18 protein-coding genes, 1 pseudogene and 1 other annotated feature are annotated in these 15,872 nt (G+C 37.8%); of the genes and pseudogenes, 14 read left to right on the forward strand and 5 right to left on the reverse strand.

Features of this window, described 5'->3' with window-relative positions:
• The first annotated feature begins 197 nt into the window (after nt 1-197).
• Both B4W83_RS00560 and B4W83_RS00565 read left to right on the forward strand, forming a co-directional pair.
• Nucleotides 198-404, forward strand: coding sequence for a hypothetical protein (locus B4W83_RS00560; RefSeq protein WP_000917045.1), 207 nt, complete (start codon nt 198-200; stop codon nt 402-404).
• Nucleotides 388-819 (forward strand): DUF2335 domain-containing protein, encoded by a 432-nt coding sequence (locus B4W83_RS00565; RefSeq protein ID WP_000379281.1) that lies wholly within the window; start codon nt 388-390, stop codon nt 817-819. The genes B4W83_RS00560 and B4W83_RS00565 overlap by 17 nt, the downstream gene beginning before the upstream one ends.
• 186 nt (nt 820-1,005) lie before the next feature.
• On the opposite strand, the gene B4W83_RS00570 is transcribed toward B4W83_RS00565, so the two are convergent.
• Nucleotides 1,006-1,194 (reverse strand): hypothetical protein, encoded by a 189-nt coding sequence (locus B4W83_RS00570; protein WP_000109850.1) that lies wholly within the window; start codon nt 1,192-1,194, stop codon nt 1,006-1,008.
• A gap of 698 nt (nt 1,195-1,892) precedes the next feature.
• On the opposite strand from B4W83_RS00570, the gene yjbM reads away from it, so the two are divergent.
• From yjbM to pta, 4 genes are read left to right on the forward strand one after another with little or no spacing between them, the layout of a single operon-like run.
• Nucleotides 1,893-2,564 (forward strand): GTP diphosphokinase, encoded by a 672-nt coding sequence (gene yjbM, locus B4W83_RS00575; RefSeq protein WP_000171689.1) that lies wholly within the window; start codon nt 1,893-1,895, stop codon nt 2,562-2,564.
• Nucleotides 2,548-3,366: an NAD kinase gene (locus B4W83_RS00580; protein WP_000799048.1), complete on the forward strand. Its 819-nt coding sequence runs from the start codon at nt 2,548-2,550 to the stop codon at nt 3,364-3,366. Before yjbM ends, B4W83_RS00580 begins: the two co-directional genes overlap by 17 nt.
• Nucleotides 3,363-4,259, forward strand: coding sequence for an RluA family pseudouridine synthase (locus tag B4W83_RS00585; protein ID WP_001209995.1), 897 nt, complete (start codon nt 3,363-3,365; stop codon nt 4,257-4,259). Before B4W83_RS00580 ends, B4W83_RS00585 begins: the two co-directional genes overlap by 4 nt.
• A gap of 43 nt (nt 4,260-4,302) precedes the next feature.
• The gene (gene pta, locus B4W83_RS00590) at nt 4,303-5,277 is read left to right on the forward strand and encodes a phosphate acetyltransferase (RefSeq protein WP_000451579.1); all 975 of its coding nucleotides are present in this window, start codon (nt 4,303-4,305) and stop codon (nt 5,275-5,277) included.
• A gap of 281 nt (nt 5,278-5,558) precedes the next feature.
• Here the strand turns inward: pta and B4W83_RS00595 are convergent, their stop codons facing one another.
• Together B4W83_RS00595 and B4W83_RS00600 are read right to left on the reverse strand one after the other, a co-directional pair.
• On the reverse strand, nt 5,559-6,830 hold the full coding sequence (locus B4W83_RS00595) for an IS3 family transposase (protein ID WP_079247603.1): 1,272 nt from the start codon (nt 6,828-6,830) through the stop codon (nt 5,559-5,561).
• Between the two features lie 135 nt (nt 6,831-6,965).
• Nucleotides 6,966-7,265: a YbaB/EbfC family nucleoid-associated protein gene (locus B4W83_RS00600; RefSeq protein ID WP_000981524.1), complete on the reverse strand. Its 300-nt coding sequence runs from the start codon at nt 7,263-7,265 to the stop codon at nt 6,966-6,968.
• Between the two features lie 402 nt (nt 7,266-7,667).
• On the opposite strand from B4W83_RS00600, the gene B4W83_RS00605 reads away from it, so the two are divergent.
• From B4W83_RS00605 to rpmA, 4 genes are all read left to right on the forward strand, one after another.
• Nucleotides 7,668-8,366, forward strand: a complete 699-nt coding sequence (locus B4W83_RS00605) for a YoaK family protein (RefSeq protein WP_000509046.1) — start codon at nt 7,668-7,670, stop codon at nt 8,364-8,366.
• 64 nt (nt 8,367-8,430) lie between these two features.
• Nucleotides 8,431-8,550: a sequence feature (ribosomal protein L21 leader region), on the forward strand.
• Nucleotides 8,551-8,585: 35 nt separating this feature from the next.
• Nucleotides 8,586-8,900, forward strand: coding sequence for a 50S ribosomal protein L21 (gene rplU / locus B4W83_RS00610; RefSeq protein ID WP_000109141.1), 315 nt, complete (start codon nt 8,586-8,588; stop codon nt 8,898-8,900).
• Between the two features lie 15 nt (nt 8,901-8,915).
• The gene (locus B4W83_RS00615) at nt 8,916-9,260 is read left to right on the forward strand and encodes a ribosomal-processing cysteine protease Prp (RefSeq protein WP_000613692.1); all 345 of its coding nucleotides are present in this window, start codon (nt 8,916-8,918) and stop codon (nt 9,258-9,260) included.
• A 16-nt stretch (nt 9,261-9,276) separates the two neighbouring features.
• Nucleotides 9,277-9,570: a 50S ribosomal protein L27 gene (gene rpmA, locus B4W83_RS00620; RefSeq protein ID WP_000916509.1), complete on the forward strand. Its 294-nt coding sequence runs from the start codon at nt 9,277-9,279 to the stop codon at nt 9,568-9,570.
• Nucleotides 9,571-9,708: 138 nt separating this feature from the next.
• Here rpmA and B4W83_RS13865 read toward each other — a convergent pair.
• Nucleotides 9,709-9,798, reverse strand: a pseudogene (locus B4W83_RS13865) (TIGR03943 family putative permease subunit); the annotation flags it as partial.
• A gap of 529 nt (nt 9,799-10,327) precedes the next feature.
• Between B4W83_RS13865 and B4W83_RS00635 the strand changes: the two are divergent.
• A complete protein-coding gene (locus tag B4W83_RS00635; RefSeq protein ID WP_000587435.1) occupies nt 10,328-11,245 on the forward strand; it encodes a bifunctional riboflavin kinase/FAD synthetase in 918 nt (305 codons plus the stop codon).
• A gap of 92 nt (nt 11,246-11,337) precedes the next feature.
• Here the strand turns inward: B4W83_RS00635 and B4W83_RS00640 are convergent, their stop codons facing one another.
• Nucleotides 11,338-12,186: a YitT family protein gene (locus tag B4W83_RS00640; protein WP_000592055.1), complete on the reverse strand. Its 849-nt coding sequence runs from the start codon at nt 12,184-12,186 to the stop codon at nt 11,338-11,340.
• 141 nt (nt 12,187-12,327) lie between these two features.
• Between B4W83_RS00640 and B4W83_RS00645 the strand changes: the two genes are divergently transcribed.
• The 3 genes from B4W83_RS00645 to abc-f all read left to right on the forward strand — a co-directional run bounded on the left by B4W83_RS00645 (nt 12,328) and on the right by abc-f (nt 15,872).
• Nucleotides 12,328-13,167 carry a DegV family protein gene (locus tag B4W83_RS00645; protein WP_000161383.1) on the forward strand — a complete coding sequence of 280 codons (840 nt, stop codon included), beginning with the start codon at nt 12,328-12,330 and terminating at the stop codon, nt 13,165-13,167.
• A 105-nt stretch (nt 13,168-13,272) separates the two neighbouring features.
• Nucleotides 13,273-13,548 carry an HU family DNA-binding protein gene (locus B4W83_RS00650; protein ID WP_001284639.1) on the forward strand — a complete coding sequence of 92 codons (276 nt, stop codon included), beginning with the start codon at nt 13,273-13,275 and terminating at the stop codon, nt 13,546-13,548.
• Nucleotides 13,549-13,970: 422 nt separating this feature from the next.
• Nucleotides 13,971-15,872 (forward strand): ribosomal protection-like ABC-F family protein, encoded by a 1,902-nt coding sequence (gene abc-f / locus B4W83_RS00655; RefSeq protein ID WP_000584841.1) that lies wholly within the window; start codon nt 13,971-13,973, stop codon nt 15,870-15,872.

Below are 15,872 nucleotides of genomic sequence, written 5' to 3' on the forward strand. Positions count from 1 at the left end.
GGCTTGATTACGACTAAATAATTTAAAAAAATAAAAGGAAAGGAAAACTTTTCTAAAATGTTTATCTACCCCACAGGACTCGTCCTTGTGGGGATTTTTTTGTTAAAAAGAGTAAGAAACATTGACTTTTTTAAAGAAAGATGTCATAATCAAGTTAATTCAAAAAAATATTATGGAGCGAGTAGGAGGAATTTGGGATGTTAAAAAATACAAAACAACCTCAATACTTTAAGTCTTTTTTACTTGGTATGACAGCAATTGTATTGCCTGTTTTTAGCTTTAACCAGAACATTTCGAAAGTAAAAGCTGATACAGTCCCAGACTGGAAGAAAGTCAAAAGTGATTACAAGAAATCAACGATGGGCATTCAGAAAGAGGTAATGAAATTTGGATACCGAGAATAAAGATTTGATTGAAGTCAATAATATTGTTGATGAAGTCGAGCGCTTACCACATGAACAGCGTCAAGTAGTTTTACAGAAGTTGGAAATCTATCAAGGTGACCTACCTCATCCAGATATTCTCAAAGGATATAAAGAGCTATATCCGGATGCTGCTCAAAAGATTATTGATAATGGTATTGCAGAAAGCCAACATCGTAGAGAGATGGAAGATAAATACTTATCAGGGAATATTGCTTCTCATAAATTGGGACAGTTATTTGGCTTTTTAATCGCCCTCGTTGTTATTATTGGTGGAATTTACTTAATAGCAACAGATAAACAAATTGCAGGTAGTGTCTTAACTGGAACTACTGCATTAGGGCTAATTGGTTTGTTTACAGGGAATAATCAAAATAAAAACAAAGACAAAGAATAATTTTTCACCGCAGGCTCAGGCTTGCGGTTTTTTTATTTTTCAAAAACACACATTTTGAACGATTAGAAAGCAAAATCACAATCCTATTGTTCAAAAAAGCGTTTACATGAAGAATATGGAGAGGAAATCGTGGTGTATTATTGTCAAAAACGGTGTTTTGTTAAAAATAAAAAACAGTGACCGAAATCACTGCTTTTTAAGTTCCTGGGCGTATGTTATCATGCTGATAGCGTGTTTTAGACGCATATTCATAATATCCGATACACCATTTTTATACTTGTCCACGGCCTGAATAGACATGCCACAGTTTTTGCTAATAGCATAGGCTGTGGCGTTGTCTAAAAGCCAGCGGATAGCTTCAATATCTACTGACATATATTACCTCGTAAAATACCAAACTGCAAATAGGAGTAGAAGAAGTCCAATAATAAATTCAACTTTTTCACGCTTGGTGGTTTTTCTAACTTTAAGATTTACTTTCATTGTTTTTCCTGTTATAATTTAAGTACACCCCCGAAGGGGTGGATAGTGATTTTTCACTATCCAAATTCGATGTGCCATTCAAAGCTGATTATAAATAAGTTTATTTTGACTACTAGCTTATTTGTTTTTGCTTTGAGTGGTTTCTTTTTGAACTTAAACATTTCATGTTCCTTTCTACTAGTTTCCTTGTCTAAGGTTTCCTCCTTAACCTTATGTATCCATTATACAACTTTGGTTGCATAATGTCAATAGTTTTGATGGAGTTTTTTTATTTTATTTTTAAAAGACTGTGAGTAATCACGGTTTTCTATTTATAAACTATTAGAATTAAATTGCAACCTTCTCAACTATACGGGCAAAGATGATTGTAAAAATGAATACGAAGATGAATACGATTTAAAAAAACGATGGAAATTAGTGTAAATGATTTTAACGAAAAATAAGTAAAAACTCAACTATTTACAAGTGATGATAACTATTTGTAAACGTTTTTCACTTATGGTATAATAAGCATTGTATTTATTGTATATGAATCTGGAGAAAAAATCAAAGATATTTTTGAAGGATAATATGAGAATAAGGGAGAATATATGACCTTAGAATGGGAAGAATTTCTAGATCCTTACATTCAAGCTGTTGGTGAGTTAAAGATTAAACTTCGTGGCATTCGTAAGCAATATCGTAAGCAAAATAAGCATTCTCCGATTGAATTTGTGACCGGTCGAGTCAAGCCAATTGAGAGTATAAAAGAAAAAATGGTCCGTCGTGGTATTACTTATGCGACCTTGGAGCACGATTTGCAGGATATTGCTGGTTTGCGTGTGATGGTCCAGTTTGTAGATGACGTTAAGGAAGTAGTGGAGATTTTGCACAAGCGTCAGGACATGCGAATCATACAGGAGCGAGATTACATTACTCATCGAAAAGCATCAGGCTATCGTTCCTATCATTTGGTAGTAGAATATATGGTTGATACCATCAATGGAGCCAAGACTATTTTGGCAGAAATTCAAATACGTACCTTGGCCATGAATTTCTGGGCAACGATAGAACATTCTCTCAACTACAAGTACCAAGGGGATTTCCCAGAGGAGATTAAGAAGCGACTGGAAATTACAGCTAGAATCGCCCATCAGTTGGATGAAGAAATGGGTGAAATTCGTGATGATATCCAAGAAGCCCAGGCACTTTTTGATCCTTTGAGTAGAAAATTAAATGACGGTGTAGGAAACAGTGACGATACAGATGAAGAATACAGGTAAACGAATTGACCTGATAGCCAATAGAAAACCGCAGAGTCAAAGGGTTTTGTATGAATTGCGAGATCGTTTGAAAAGAAATCAGTTTATACTCAATGATAGCAGTCCGGACATTGTCATTTCCATTGGTGGAGATGGCATGCTCTTATCGGCCTTTCATAAGTATGAAGACCAACTTGATAAGGTACGCTTTATCGGTCTTCATACAGGACATCTGGGCTTTTATACCGATTATCGTGATTTTGAGTTGGATAAGTTAATGACCAATTTGCAGCTAGATACCGGAGCAAGGGTTTCTTATCCTGTTCTAAATGTGAAGGTTTTTCTTGGAAATGGAGAGGTCAAGATTTTTCGTGCCCTCAATGAAGCCAGCATCCGCAGGTCTGATCGAACCATGGTGGCAGATATTGTCATCAATGGTGTTCCCTTTGAACGTTTTCGTGGAGACGGGCTAACAGTTTCAACACCGACTGGTAGTACGGCTTATAATAAGTCTCTTGGCGGTGCTGTTTTACACCCTACCATTGAAGCTTTGCAATTAACGGAAATTGCCAGCCTCAATAATCGTGTCTATCGAACGCTGGGCTCTTCCATTATCGTTCCTAAGAAGGATAAGATTGAACTCATTCCAACGAGAAATGATTACCATACCATTTCGGTTGACAATAGCGTTTATTCTTTCCGTAATATTGAGCGTATTGAGTATCAAATCGATCATCATAAGATTCACTTTGTCGCGACTCCTAGCCATACTAGTTTCTGGAACCGTGTTAAGGATGCCTTTATCGGCGAGGTGGACGAATGAGGTTTGAATTTATCGCAGATGAGCATGTCAAGGTTAAGACCTTCTTAAAAAAGCACGAGGTTTCTAAGGGGCTTCTGGCCAAGATTAAGTTTCGAGGTGGGGCTATTCTGGTCAATGACCAACCACAAAATGCAACCTATCTATTGGATCTTGGGGACCGCGTTACTATCGATATTCCCGCTGAGGAAGGCTTTGAAACCTTGGAAGCTATCGAGCGCCCACTGGATATTCTCTATGAGGATGACCATTTTCTAGTCTTGAATAAACCCTATGGAGTTGCCTCTATTCCTAGTGTTAACCACTCCAATACTATTGCCAATTTTATCAAGGGTTACTACGTCAAGCAAAATTACGAAAATCAGCAAGTTCACATTGTGACCAGGCTTGATAGGGATACTTCTGGCTCGATGCTCTTTGCCAAGCACGGCTATGCCCATGCACGATTGGACAAGCAGTTGCAGAAGAAGTCCATTGAAAAACGCTACTTTGCTTTGGTTAAAGGTGATGGACACTTGGAGTCAGAGGGGGAAATTATTGCCCCGATTGCGCGTGATGAAGACTCCATTATTACCAGACGGGTGGCTAAAGGTGGAAAATATGCCCATACTTCCTACAAGATTGTAGCTTCTTATGGAAATATCCACTTGGTCGACATTCGGCTGCACACTGGTCGAACCCACCAAATTCGAGTCCACTTTTCTCATATTGGTTTTCCTTTGTTGGGCGATGATTTGTACGGTGGTAGTCTGGACGACGGCATCCAACGTCAGGCCCTGCATTGCCATTACCTATCCTTTTATCATCCATTTTTAGAGCAAGATTTGCAGTTAGAAAGTCCCTTGCCGGATGATTTCAGCAACCTTATTACCCAGTTATCAACTAATACTCTATAAAAACTGTTTCAGAGTATAATTATTATCTTAAAGGAGAAAACTCATGGAAGTTTTTGAAAGTCTCAAAGCCAACCTTGTTGGTAAAAATGCTCGTATCGTTCTCCCTGAAGGGGAAGAGCCACGTATTCTTCAAGCGACTAAACGTTTGGTAAAAGAAACAGAAGTGATTCCTGTTTTGTTAGGAAATCCTGAAAAAATTAAAATTTATCTTGAAATTGAAGGGATCATGGATGGTTATGAAGTCATTGACCCTCAACATTATCCTCAATTTGAAGAAATGGTTGCTGCCTTGGTGGAGCGTCGCAAGGGCAAAATGTCTGAAGAAGATGCACGCAAGGTTTTGGTTGAAGATGTAAACTACTTTGGTGTTATGTTGGTTTACTTGGGCTTGGTTGATGGAATGGTGTCAGGTGCGATTCATTCAACTGCTTCAACAGTTCGTCCAGCCCTACAAATCATTAAAACTCGTCCAAATGTAACTCGTACTTCAGGTGCCTTCCTCATGGTTCGTGGCTCTGAACGTTACCTATTTGGAGACTGTGCTATCAACATCAATCCAGATGCAGAAGCTTTGGCTGAAATTGCCATCAACTCAGCAATCACAGCTAAGATGTTTGGAATCGAGCCTAAAATTGCTATGCTAAGCTATTCTACTAAAGGTTCAGGTTTTGGTGAAAGCGTTGATAAGGTCGTTGAAGCAACTAAAATTGCTCACGACTTGCGCCCTGACCTTGAAATCGATGGTGAGTTGCAATTTGATGCAGCCTTTGTTCCTGAAACTGCAGCTTTGAAAGCTCCTGGAAGTACGGTAGCTGGTCAAGCAAATGTCTTCATCTTCCCAGGTATCGAGGCAGGAAATATCGGATACAAGATGGCTGAACGTCTTGGTGGCTTTGCGGCAGTAGGTCCTGTTTTGCAAGGTTTGAACAAGCCTGTTAACGACCTCTCTCGTGGATGTAATGCAGATGATGTTTACAAGTTAACCCTTATCACAGCAGCTCAAGCAGTTCATCAATAGTGAAAACTATAAAGCGATATACTATGCTATACTGTAGTTATGAAACTATGTACGAAAAGCACTGCCATTAACTCCTGAGAACTAAATTACTGATTGGTGTCAAAAAGGACAACTTCCAAGCGATGATATCCTGTCTATATACGACCTATAGAAATCTGTAATATACATGTCCGTAAAACGATAAATTCCCTTTTAAATGAGTATGAAAAGAGAATTTTTCATGAGAAAACGCATAATATTGAGTGCATTTTATACTGACCCCCAAAAGTTAGACAATTAATTTATCCAAAGGATTTAGTTCTGTACTGCACAGGGCTAAGTCCTTTTAGTTTTACCTTAATTCGTTTATTATTGTAGTAATCAGTATAGTCTACAATGGCTTGTTCCAATTGCTTAAGCGACTGAAATGACTTCTCATAACCGTAAAACATTTCCGATTTCAGAATCCCAAAGAATGACTCCATCATACCATTGTCTGGACTGTTACCCTTACGTGACATGGATGCTTGAATTCCCTTACCCTCAAGAAACTGATGATAAGAATCGTGTTGATATTGCCAGCCTTGGTCACTATGGAGAATCGTATTCTCGTAGCGTTTCTCTGTGAATGCCTGTTCCAACATTGTTTTTACTTGTTCTAAGTTGGGTGAAGTTGAAAGATTATAGGCGATAATTTCTCTATTAAAGCCATCTAAAACTGGTGATAAGTAAAGCTTTTGAGTACTTGCTGGAATGGCAAATTCTGTCACATCTGTGTAGCACTTTTCCATTGTTTTAGAGCCTTCAAATTGACGTTGAATGAGATTCTCTGCTTTCTTACCAACGTCTCCTTTATGAGAAGAATATTTTCGTTTCTGTCGCATTTTAGCTTGTAAATTGAGTACTTTCATCAAGCGTTGAACTCTTTTATGATTTACCAGATAACCACGATTTCTTAGTTCTAAATGAATCCGACGATAACCATAATTTCCCTTATGTTCGATAAAAATGGATTGAATTTCAGCTTTAAGCTCTTGATTCTTATCTAGTTTGTCTAGCTGTTTCAAGTGATAGTAGTAGGTCGAACGAGCTAATTTAATGGCTTTTAGAAGAATATCTAACGAAAACTCAGTCATTAATTCTTGAACAATTTCTGTCTTTCTTCTTTCTCTTTTTCCTCCTTCAATCGGAGTTCTCTTAACTTTTTTAGGATGGCATTCTCCGCTCTCAGGTACTCTCTCTCTTGTTTTCTCAACAATAGTATACCCGTTTTTCTTGTATTGTGCCAGCCAAAATGAAAGCATTCCTTGGTTTGGGAGGGCATAATCAAGACTAACACTTCTTTGTGAACAACCTTCCAGTAAGACTTTATCCATCATTTCTTGTTTCAATTTAGAAGAATAGTGACGATTCTTCCCCTTTTTAACGATTTCTATGCCATAACGGTCAATTAATTTCACCATGTACTTTAGACCAGAAACATCCACACCAAATCTTTTTGAAAGCTGTTTGAAGCTTTGTCCTTGCTTTCTTAGTTCATAGATCTGAACTTTATCTTCATAACTCAATTTCATAATAAAACACCCCAAAAGTTAGATTTATTCTGTCTAACTTTTGGGGTGCAGTTCATTTGCTATTATGCGTTTTTTATAATTTTTGCACCTTTCTTAGCCTTTGTTATCGACAAGTATTGCTCTAGGTCCTTGTTTTTAGAATGGCAATTTCCCAGCGAAAGCACCCAGTTTTTTCTTGGTAGTTTCATCGATTTGTTCAAGAGCAGAGTTGATGGCTTGAACGGTCATATCAGAAAGAGTTTCAAGGTCCTCTGGGTCAACGATAGCTGGATTGAAATCAATGCTGACAACTTTCTTATCTCCAGTTAAGGTCGCTTGGACAAGGTCTTGAGCAGATTTGCCAACAAATTGCATGGCAGCAAGTTCGGCCTGGCTTTGTTCCATTTGTTTTTGAAGTTTTTGTGCTTGACGCATCATGTTTTGCATGTTCATCATAAGATTTCTAAAGTTCCTTTCATCTCAAGGGGATAATCCTTGTTGTTAACAAGTGCCTGATTTTCTCTCCTAATTGTTATTAGTAGCATAGCCATCAAGCCCAAGTATTGATTTTATTATACCATTTTTTTAAGACATAGTCTTTTATTGGTGAGAGTTATTTATGTCAAGGAGTGATTAGAAATAAATTAAAATAATTATTTTTGTTAAGAGGGGCTCTATTCTAGTTTCATGGAAATGATTTTACTAAAGGTTTGTATGCTTTGTCTACAAACATGGTACCTCTATCTATTTTCGGATAAATAGTTGTCTATTATTATTTTTATGCTAATAGTAAAATCTAAATGGTAGCCTACGATTTTTTAGAAAGAAAATGGTACAATATTTCTAAGAGAAAATACAATGGGAGGGAAAATGAGGTTATTACCTATAAGAAAAATATCACGTCAGTCTAAAAGGTTAGCACTTTTTTTGACGTTTTGTGCTGGATATGTGGATGCTTACACTTTTATTGTTCGCGGGAATACCCTTGTAGCTGGACAAACTGGAAATGTTGTCTTTCTTTCGGTAGAGCTAATACAGAATAATGTTTCGGATGTTAGGGATAAGCTTTTAACCTTAATAGCGTTTATGCTGGGAGTTTTTTTACTAACCATTTATAGGGAAAAATTGAGAATTGTGAAAAAGCCAATTCTGTCACTGATTCCTTTGGTAATCTTATCAATAATTATTGCTTTTGTGCCACAAACTGTAGATAATATCTATCTAGTGCCGCCCTTGGCCTTCTGTATGGGACTGGTGACAACTGCCTTTGGTGAGGTTTCGGGTATTGCTTATAATAATGCCTTTATGACAGGGAATATCAAACGAACAATGCTAGCTTTTGGAAATTATTTCCGAACTAAGCACACTCCTTTTTTGCGTGAAGGGTTCATATTTGTTAGCCTGCTTAGTAGTTTTATCCTTGGCGTTGTCTTTTCAGCCTATTTGACGATTTTCTATCATGAAAAGACCATTCTTGGTGTTCCTATTATGATGAGCATTTTTTATATCAGCATGCTTTTTGCCTCGTGGCGGAAAAAAGTAAAAGAAAAAGCTTGATTTTAGGTGTTATTACTTGTAAGAAAATAGGAGATATGCTATACTTAGAGAGTTGACTATGCACAATCCTGTGCAACCGCACGAACATCGTTGCTCGTCGTAGAACAAATTTAAACTTTGTTCTACATAGAGCTCTTCTTTTAAGTGGTTCGTCCCACGATGCTAGGCGAGTCTTCACAAAAAGTCGGGGAAACCCATAAAAATCATAGGAGGTGCATAATGAGCACATACGCAATTATCAAAACTGGCGGAAAACAAGTTAAAGTTGAAGTTGGTCAAGCAGTTTACGTTGAAAAATTGAACGTTGAAGCTGGTCAAGAAGTTACTTTTAACGAAGTTGTTCTTGTTGGTGGTGAAAACACTGTTGTCGGAACTCCACTTGTTGCTGGAGCTACTGTGGTTGGAACTGTTGAAAAACAAGGAAAACAAAAGAAAGTGGTTACTTACAAGTACAAACCTAAAAAAGGTAGCCACCGTAAACAAGGTCACCGTCAACCATATACTAAAGTTGTCATCAACGCAATCAACGCTTAATTTTAAGGAGAACACATGATACAAGCAGTCTTTGAGAGAGCCGAAGATGGCGAGCTGAGGAATGCGGAAATTACTGGACACGCCGAGAGTGGCGAATGCGGCTTAGATGTCGTGTGTGCATCGGTTTCTACGCTTGCCATTAACTTTATCAATTCTATTGAGAAATTTGCAGGCTATGAACCAATCCTAGAATTAAACGAAGATGAAGGTGGTTATCTGATGGTTGAAATTCCAAAAGATCTTCCTTCACACCAGAGAGAAATGACCCAGTTATTCTTTGAATCATTTTTCTTAGGTATGGCAAACTTATCGGAGAACTCGTCTGAGTTCGTCCAAACCAGAGTTATCACAGAAAACTAACACGGAGGAAAACATTATGTTAAAAATGACTCTTAACAACTTGCAACTTTTCGCCCACAAAAAAGGTGGAGGTTCTACATCAAACGGACGTGATTCACAAGCAAAACGTCTTGGAGCTAAAGCAGCTGACGGACAAACTGTAACAGGTGGATCAATCCTTTACCGTCAACGTGGTACACACATCTATCCAGGTGTAAACGTTGGTCGTGGCGGAGACGATACTTTGTTCGCTAAAGTTGAAGGCGTAGTACGCTTTGAACGTAAAGGACGCGATAAAAAACAAGTTTCTGTTTACCCAATCGCTAAATAAAAAGGTTCAGTGAACCTTTTTATCCCGAGCCTTGAACTGTAAAGGCGAGGAAGCTAGAAGTAGCATTAAATAAGGCTTTCCGAGTTTTCGGAGAGCCTGTTTTTTGTTTGGTACCCATACTTTTTAATATAGTAAAATGAAATAAGAACTGGTATCTGGTTTCAAATATTGGCTTGTCATCCCTTCACTTGTCTGAATGGCTTGAGCCGTTCCTTCTGATAAGGAAAAAGATATTCTTTAGCGAGAATCCAAGATAACAGATGGAGAGAAAAATAACCCAGTCTGAAGCACATTAGATGGGAGTTGTTGGAAAGCAGTCATCTAGTTTTTCTTTGCTGCTTTGGCTTTTTCTTTGTCATCAGGGAAAGTGACTTGCTTCAAATCAGGGAGTTTAGGAAATTCTTCAAACATCTTGCCCAAGTTGTCTCATTTTGTAAATTTTACAGCCATAGGTGTACCTCGATTCTAAATTCTACCTTTTCGGCACCAATTAGTAATTTAAAGTTCTCAGGAGTTAGTTGCATTGCTTTTTCATACATAAGCATAGTATGACACTTTATGGTTACCGAACAAGTCTAATCACTCCTTTCAAACTTTTGAAGATGTCCTACAAGTTTTTGAGAAGAATATTGCAAAGTTCATAGTTAAGCAACGATAGAGTGAAGTGCTTTTTGAAAACAGCTACACTTCAGGTGAAAAAAACGACATTTCAGATTTTCTGTTCCAGAAATAGCTATCGCTATGATATAATTATTTTATGATTATTACTATTCCTATAAAAAACCAAAAAGATATTGGCACACCATCTGATTCAGTCGTTGTTCTCGGCTATTTTGATGGCATACATAAGGGGCATCAAGAATTATTTCGTGTTGCCAACAAGGCTGCGAGAAAGGATTTATTGCCTATCGTCGTTATGACCTTTAATGAATCTCCAAAGATCGCTTTAGAGCCTTATCATCCAGATTTGTTTTTGCATATTTTGAACCCTGCTGAACGTGAAAGAAAATTAAAGCGCGAAGGTGTAGAAGAATTATATCTCCTTGATTTTAGTAGTCAATTCGCTAGTCTCACGGCAGAAGAATTTTTTGCAACTTATATCAAGGCTATGAATGCCAAAATTATTGTTGCAGGTTTTGATTATACATTTGGTTCTGACAAAAAAACAGCAGAAGATTTAAAGGATTACTTTGATGGAGAAGTTATCATTGTTCCACCTGTAGAAGATGAGAAAGGAAAGATTAGTTCAACTCGTATCCGTCAAGCTATTTTAGATGGAGATGTGAAAGAAGCAGGAAAACTTTTGGGGGCACCGCTTCCATCAAGAGGTATGGTGGTTCATGGTAATGCTCGTGGTCGTACAATTGGTTATCCGACAGCGAATTTAGTGCTTTTAGACCGTACTTATATGCCAGCAGATGGCGTTTATGTCGTTGATGTTGAGATTCAAAGACAGAAGTATCGTGCTATGGCTAGTGTCGGGAAAAATGTGACCTTTGATGGAGAAGAAGCACGTTTTGAAGTCAATATTTTTGATTTTAATCAAGATATTTATGGGGAAACCGTCATGGTTTATTGGCTTGATCGCATTCGAGATATGACCAAATTTGACTCAGTTGACCAATTAGTGGATCAGTTAAAGACTGATGAAGAAGTAACTCGGAATTGGTCTTAAGAGCTTGAGTAAATAAAACAAAAAAGAGGTTGTCTGTAACCCAAAAGATAGATGATGTAGTCTAACTTTTGAGATCACTACACTACCTCTTTTTATTCTTTTTCAAAGGTGAATCCTTCTCCTAGGATTTCATGGGCTTCTGTAATGGTTATAAAGGCTTGAGGATCGATTCGATGAATCATTTCTTTCATTTTCACAATCTCATTTCTACCGACAATACAGTAGATGATTTTCAAATTTTCTTTACTATAGTAGCCGTGACCAGAAATAAAAGTAACACCTCTTCCGAGGTCATCATTAATTGCCTTAGCAAGTTGGTCAGGACGTTTTGTGATAATCATAAAGCCTTTGCCGGCATATCCTCCTTCACCAATCAAATCAATAACACGAGAAACAATAAAATCAAACAAAAGCGTGTAGGAAACCAATCTCAAATCCTTGAAGATTAGGAGAATCAACATGAGAATACAAAAATCTAAGATAAAGAGCAGTTTTCCTATGGATATATGAGTGTATTTGTTGAGAATACGAGCTAGAATATCAGTTCCGCCAGTTGTACCTCCAGCATTAAAAATAATTCCAAGGCCAATTCCTAATAGGATTCCCGCTATAAGGGCTGTGATTAGTAAATCACCTTGAAGATCAATATGAAGGGGAATATGCTCAAAAAAAGCTAACCAGGCGGACAAAGCTAAGGTTCCTAGTAAACTAGAATAGAGGGATTTGGCTCCAAAAATCTTCCAAGCTAGGATGAAAAGGGGAATATTAATCAGCAGGTTCATGAGGGAAACAGGGATTTTAAAAAGATAAAAGGTGATGAGGGTAATGCCTGTCGCCCCTCCTTCAAAGAGATGATGGGGAACTACAAAATAAGTCAGTCCAAAAGCATAAATAGCAGCACCTAGTAAAATGGTAAAAATGGGGTAAATTTTTTTAATCATAGGACACCTCTTTTCTTATAAGTTGATTATATCAAATTTTACAGAAAATTTGATTGACTCCATTAGGATTTTTAATCTTTTTTTTGATATAATTAGAAGCAAGGAAACCAATCTGAATCCTAAAATAGAAAGATTGATACTATGACAAAAATTAAGATTGTAACCGATTCATCTGTTACTATTGAACCTGAACTAGTAAAGCAATTAGATATTACAATTGTTCCATTATCTGTAATGATTGATAATGTTGTTTATTCTGATGCTGATTTGAAAGAAGAAGGTAAATTTCTTCACTTGATGCAAGAAGCTAAGAATCTTCCGAAAACAAGCCAGCCGCCTGTAGGTGTCTTTGCTGAAGTGTTTGAAAACCTATGCAAGGATGGTAGCCAGATTCTTGCTATTCATATGTCCCATGCTCTTTCGGGGACTGTAGAAGCAGCGCGCCAAGGTGCTAGTTTATCTACTGCCGATGTGACAGTTATCGATAGTTCCTTCACTGACCAAGCCTTGAAATTCCAAGTTGTCGAAGCTGCTAAATTAGCACAAGAAGGCAAAGACATGGAGACAATTTTATCTCATGTAGAAGAGGTTAAAAACAACACAGAACTTTATATTGGCGTTTCAACTTTGGAAAATCTTGTCAAAGGTGGACGAATTGGCCGTGTAACTGGATTGTTGAGCTCCCTTCTCAATATCCGTGTTGTCATGCAAATGAAAGACCATGAATTGCAGCCAATGGTTAAAGGTCGTGGAACTAAAACCTTTAAAAAATGGTTAGATGAGTTGACAACATCTCTCTCTGAACGTTCTGTAGCAGAGATTGGAATTTCATATTCTGGTAGTGCTGATTGGGCAAAAGAGATGAAAGAAAGCTTACAAGCTTATGTTGAAAAGCCAATTTCTGTTTTAGAAACAGGTTCCATTATTCAAACTCACACGGGTGAGAATGCGTGGGCTATTTTGGTACGTTACCATTCCTAAAAAATAAATAAAATGGGAAGAAATAGCGTTTTTAACTTGACCTAAGAGGGATTTTAGGATATGATTATATTTGTTAATTAGAAATTATTTGGAGGAATCGTTAACATGGCAAACAAACAAGATTTGATCGCTAAAGTAGCAGAAGCTACAGAATTGACTAAGAAAGACTCAGCAGCAGCAGTTGAAGCTGTATTTGCAGCAGTAGCTGACTATCTTGCAGCTGGTGAAAAAGTTCAATTGATCGGTTTTGGTAACTTTGAAGTTCGTGAGCGTGCAGAACGTAAAGGTCGCAACCCACAAACTGGTAAAGAAATGACAATTGCAGCTTCTAAAGTTCCAGCATTCAAAGCTGGTAAAGCTCTTAAAGACGCTGTTAAATAATTGGCATTCAAAAAGCCTGTCATATCAAGTATTTGAGCTTGTGTGACAGGCTTTTTAATTATGAAATCTAGTAATAAATAGAGTTAAAAAGTTGAATGCTCCGAAAATATTGTATATATAGTAGGTAAATCTAAAATAGTACGAAACAATTTCTAAAACATTTATAGAAATTAATTTTACTTCCTCAATCGATTTGTTCTCATCTTATTTCAATCTGCTATACGTACGTATATAATGGAAAAGAATTAAATAATAGAATTGTGCGATAACTATTTGAAGCAAGATTATCTTGTTAGAAAATCCAACAAGATAGTGAAGGAATCCAATACAAATTTTACATAATTTATTTTATGTTACAAATTCTTCGCTAAAATACTTACGATTATCTTGAATGCCTTAGGGAAACATGCTATACTGTTTGTATGATTATTTTACAAGCTAATAAAATTGAACGTTCTTTTGCAGGAGAGGTTCTTTTCGATAATATTAACCTGCAGGTTGATGAACGAGACCGGATTGCCCTTGTTGGGAAAAATGGTGCAGGTAAGTCTACTCTTTTGAAGATTTTAGTTGGAGAAGAGGAGCTAACTAGCGGAGAAATCAATAAGAAAAAAGATATTTCTCTGTCTTACCTAGCCCAAGATAGCCGTTTTGAGTCTGAAAATACCATCTACGATGAGATGCTTCATGTCTTTGATGACTTGCGTCGGACTGAGAAACAACTTCGTCAGATGGAGCTGGAGATGGGTGAAAAGTCTGGTGAGGACTTAAATAAGCTGATGTCAGATTACGACCGCTTATCTGAAAATTTTCACCAAGCAGGCGGCTTTACCTATGAAGCTGATATTCGAGCGATTTTAAATGGATTCAAGTTTGACGAATCTATGTGGCAGATGAAAATTGCCGAGCTTTCGGGTGGTCAAAATACTCGTTTGGCTCTAGCTAAAATGCTCCTTGAAAAGCCTAATCTCTTGGTCTTGGACGAGCCAACCAACCACTTAGATATTGAAACCATTGCCTGGCTAGAGAATTACTTGGTAAACTATAGCGGTGCCCTCATTATTGTCAGCCACGACCGTTATTTCTTGGACAAGGTTGCGACGATTACGCTGGATTTGACCAAGCATTCCTTGGATCGCTATGTGGGCAACTACTCTCGTTTTGTTGAGCTGAAGGAACAAAAACTAGCTACTGAGGCAAAAAACTATGAAAAGCAGCAGAAGGAGATCGCTGCTCTGGAAGACTTTGTCAATCGCAATCTAGTCCGAGCTTCAACGACCAAACGTGCCCAATCTCGCCGAAAACAACTGGAAAAAATGGACCGTTTGGACAAGCCTGAAGCTGGCAAGAAATCTGCCAACATGACCTTCCAGTCTGAGAAAACGTCGGGGAATGTTGTATTGACTGTTGAAAATGCGGCTATTGGTTATGATGGGGAAGTATTGTCAGAGCCTATCAACCTAGACCTTCGTAAGATGAATGCTGTCGCCATCGTTGGTCCCAATGGTATTGGAAAGTCAACCTTTATCAAATCTATCGTGGAGCAGATTCCTTTTATCAAGGGTGAGAAGCGCTTTGGAGCTAATGTTGAGGTTGGTTACTATGACCAAACCCAAAGCAAGCTGACACCAAGTAATACTGTATTGGATGAACTCTGGAATGATTTTAAACTGACACCAGAAGTTGAAATCCGTAATCGTCTAGGTGCCTTCCTTTTCTCGGGAGATGATGTTAAAAAATCAGTCGGCATGCTGTCTGGTGGGGAGAAAGCACGTTTACTTCTTGCTAAATTGTCTATGGAAAACAACAACTTTTTGATTCTGGATGAGCCGACCAACCACTTGGATATTGATAGCAAGGAAGTGCTGGAAAATGCTTTGATTGACTTTGATGGTACCTTGCTCTTTGTCAGCCATGACCGTTACTTTATCAATCGTGTGGCAACTCATGTTTTGGAATTGTCTGAGAATGGTTCAACTCTCTACCTTGGAGATTACGACTACTATGTTGAAAAGAAAGCAACAGCAGAAATGAGTCAGACTGAGGAAGCTTCAACTAGCAATCAAGCAAAGGAAGCAAGTCCAGTCAATGACTATCAGGCCCAGAAAGAAAGTCAAAAAGAAGTCCGCAAACTCATGCGACAAATCGAAAGTCTAGAAGCTGAAATTGAAGAGCTAGAAAGTCAAAGTCAAACCATTTCTGAACAAATGTTGGAAATAAACGATGCCAACAAACTCATGGAATTGCAGGCAGAGCTGGATGAAATCAGCCACCGTCAGGAAGAAGATATGCTTGAGTGGGAAGAATTATCAGAGCAGGTGTAA

Origin of the sequence: Streptococcus pseudopneumoniae ATCC BAA-960 = CCUG 49455, assembly GCF_002087075.1 — a bacterium.
Classification (GTDB): Bacteria; Bacillota; Bacilli; order Lactobacillales; family Streptococcaceae; genus Streptococcus; species Streptococcus pseudopneumoniae.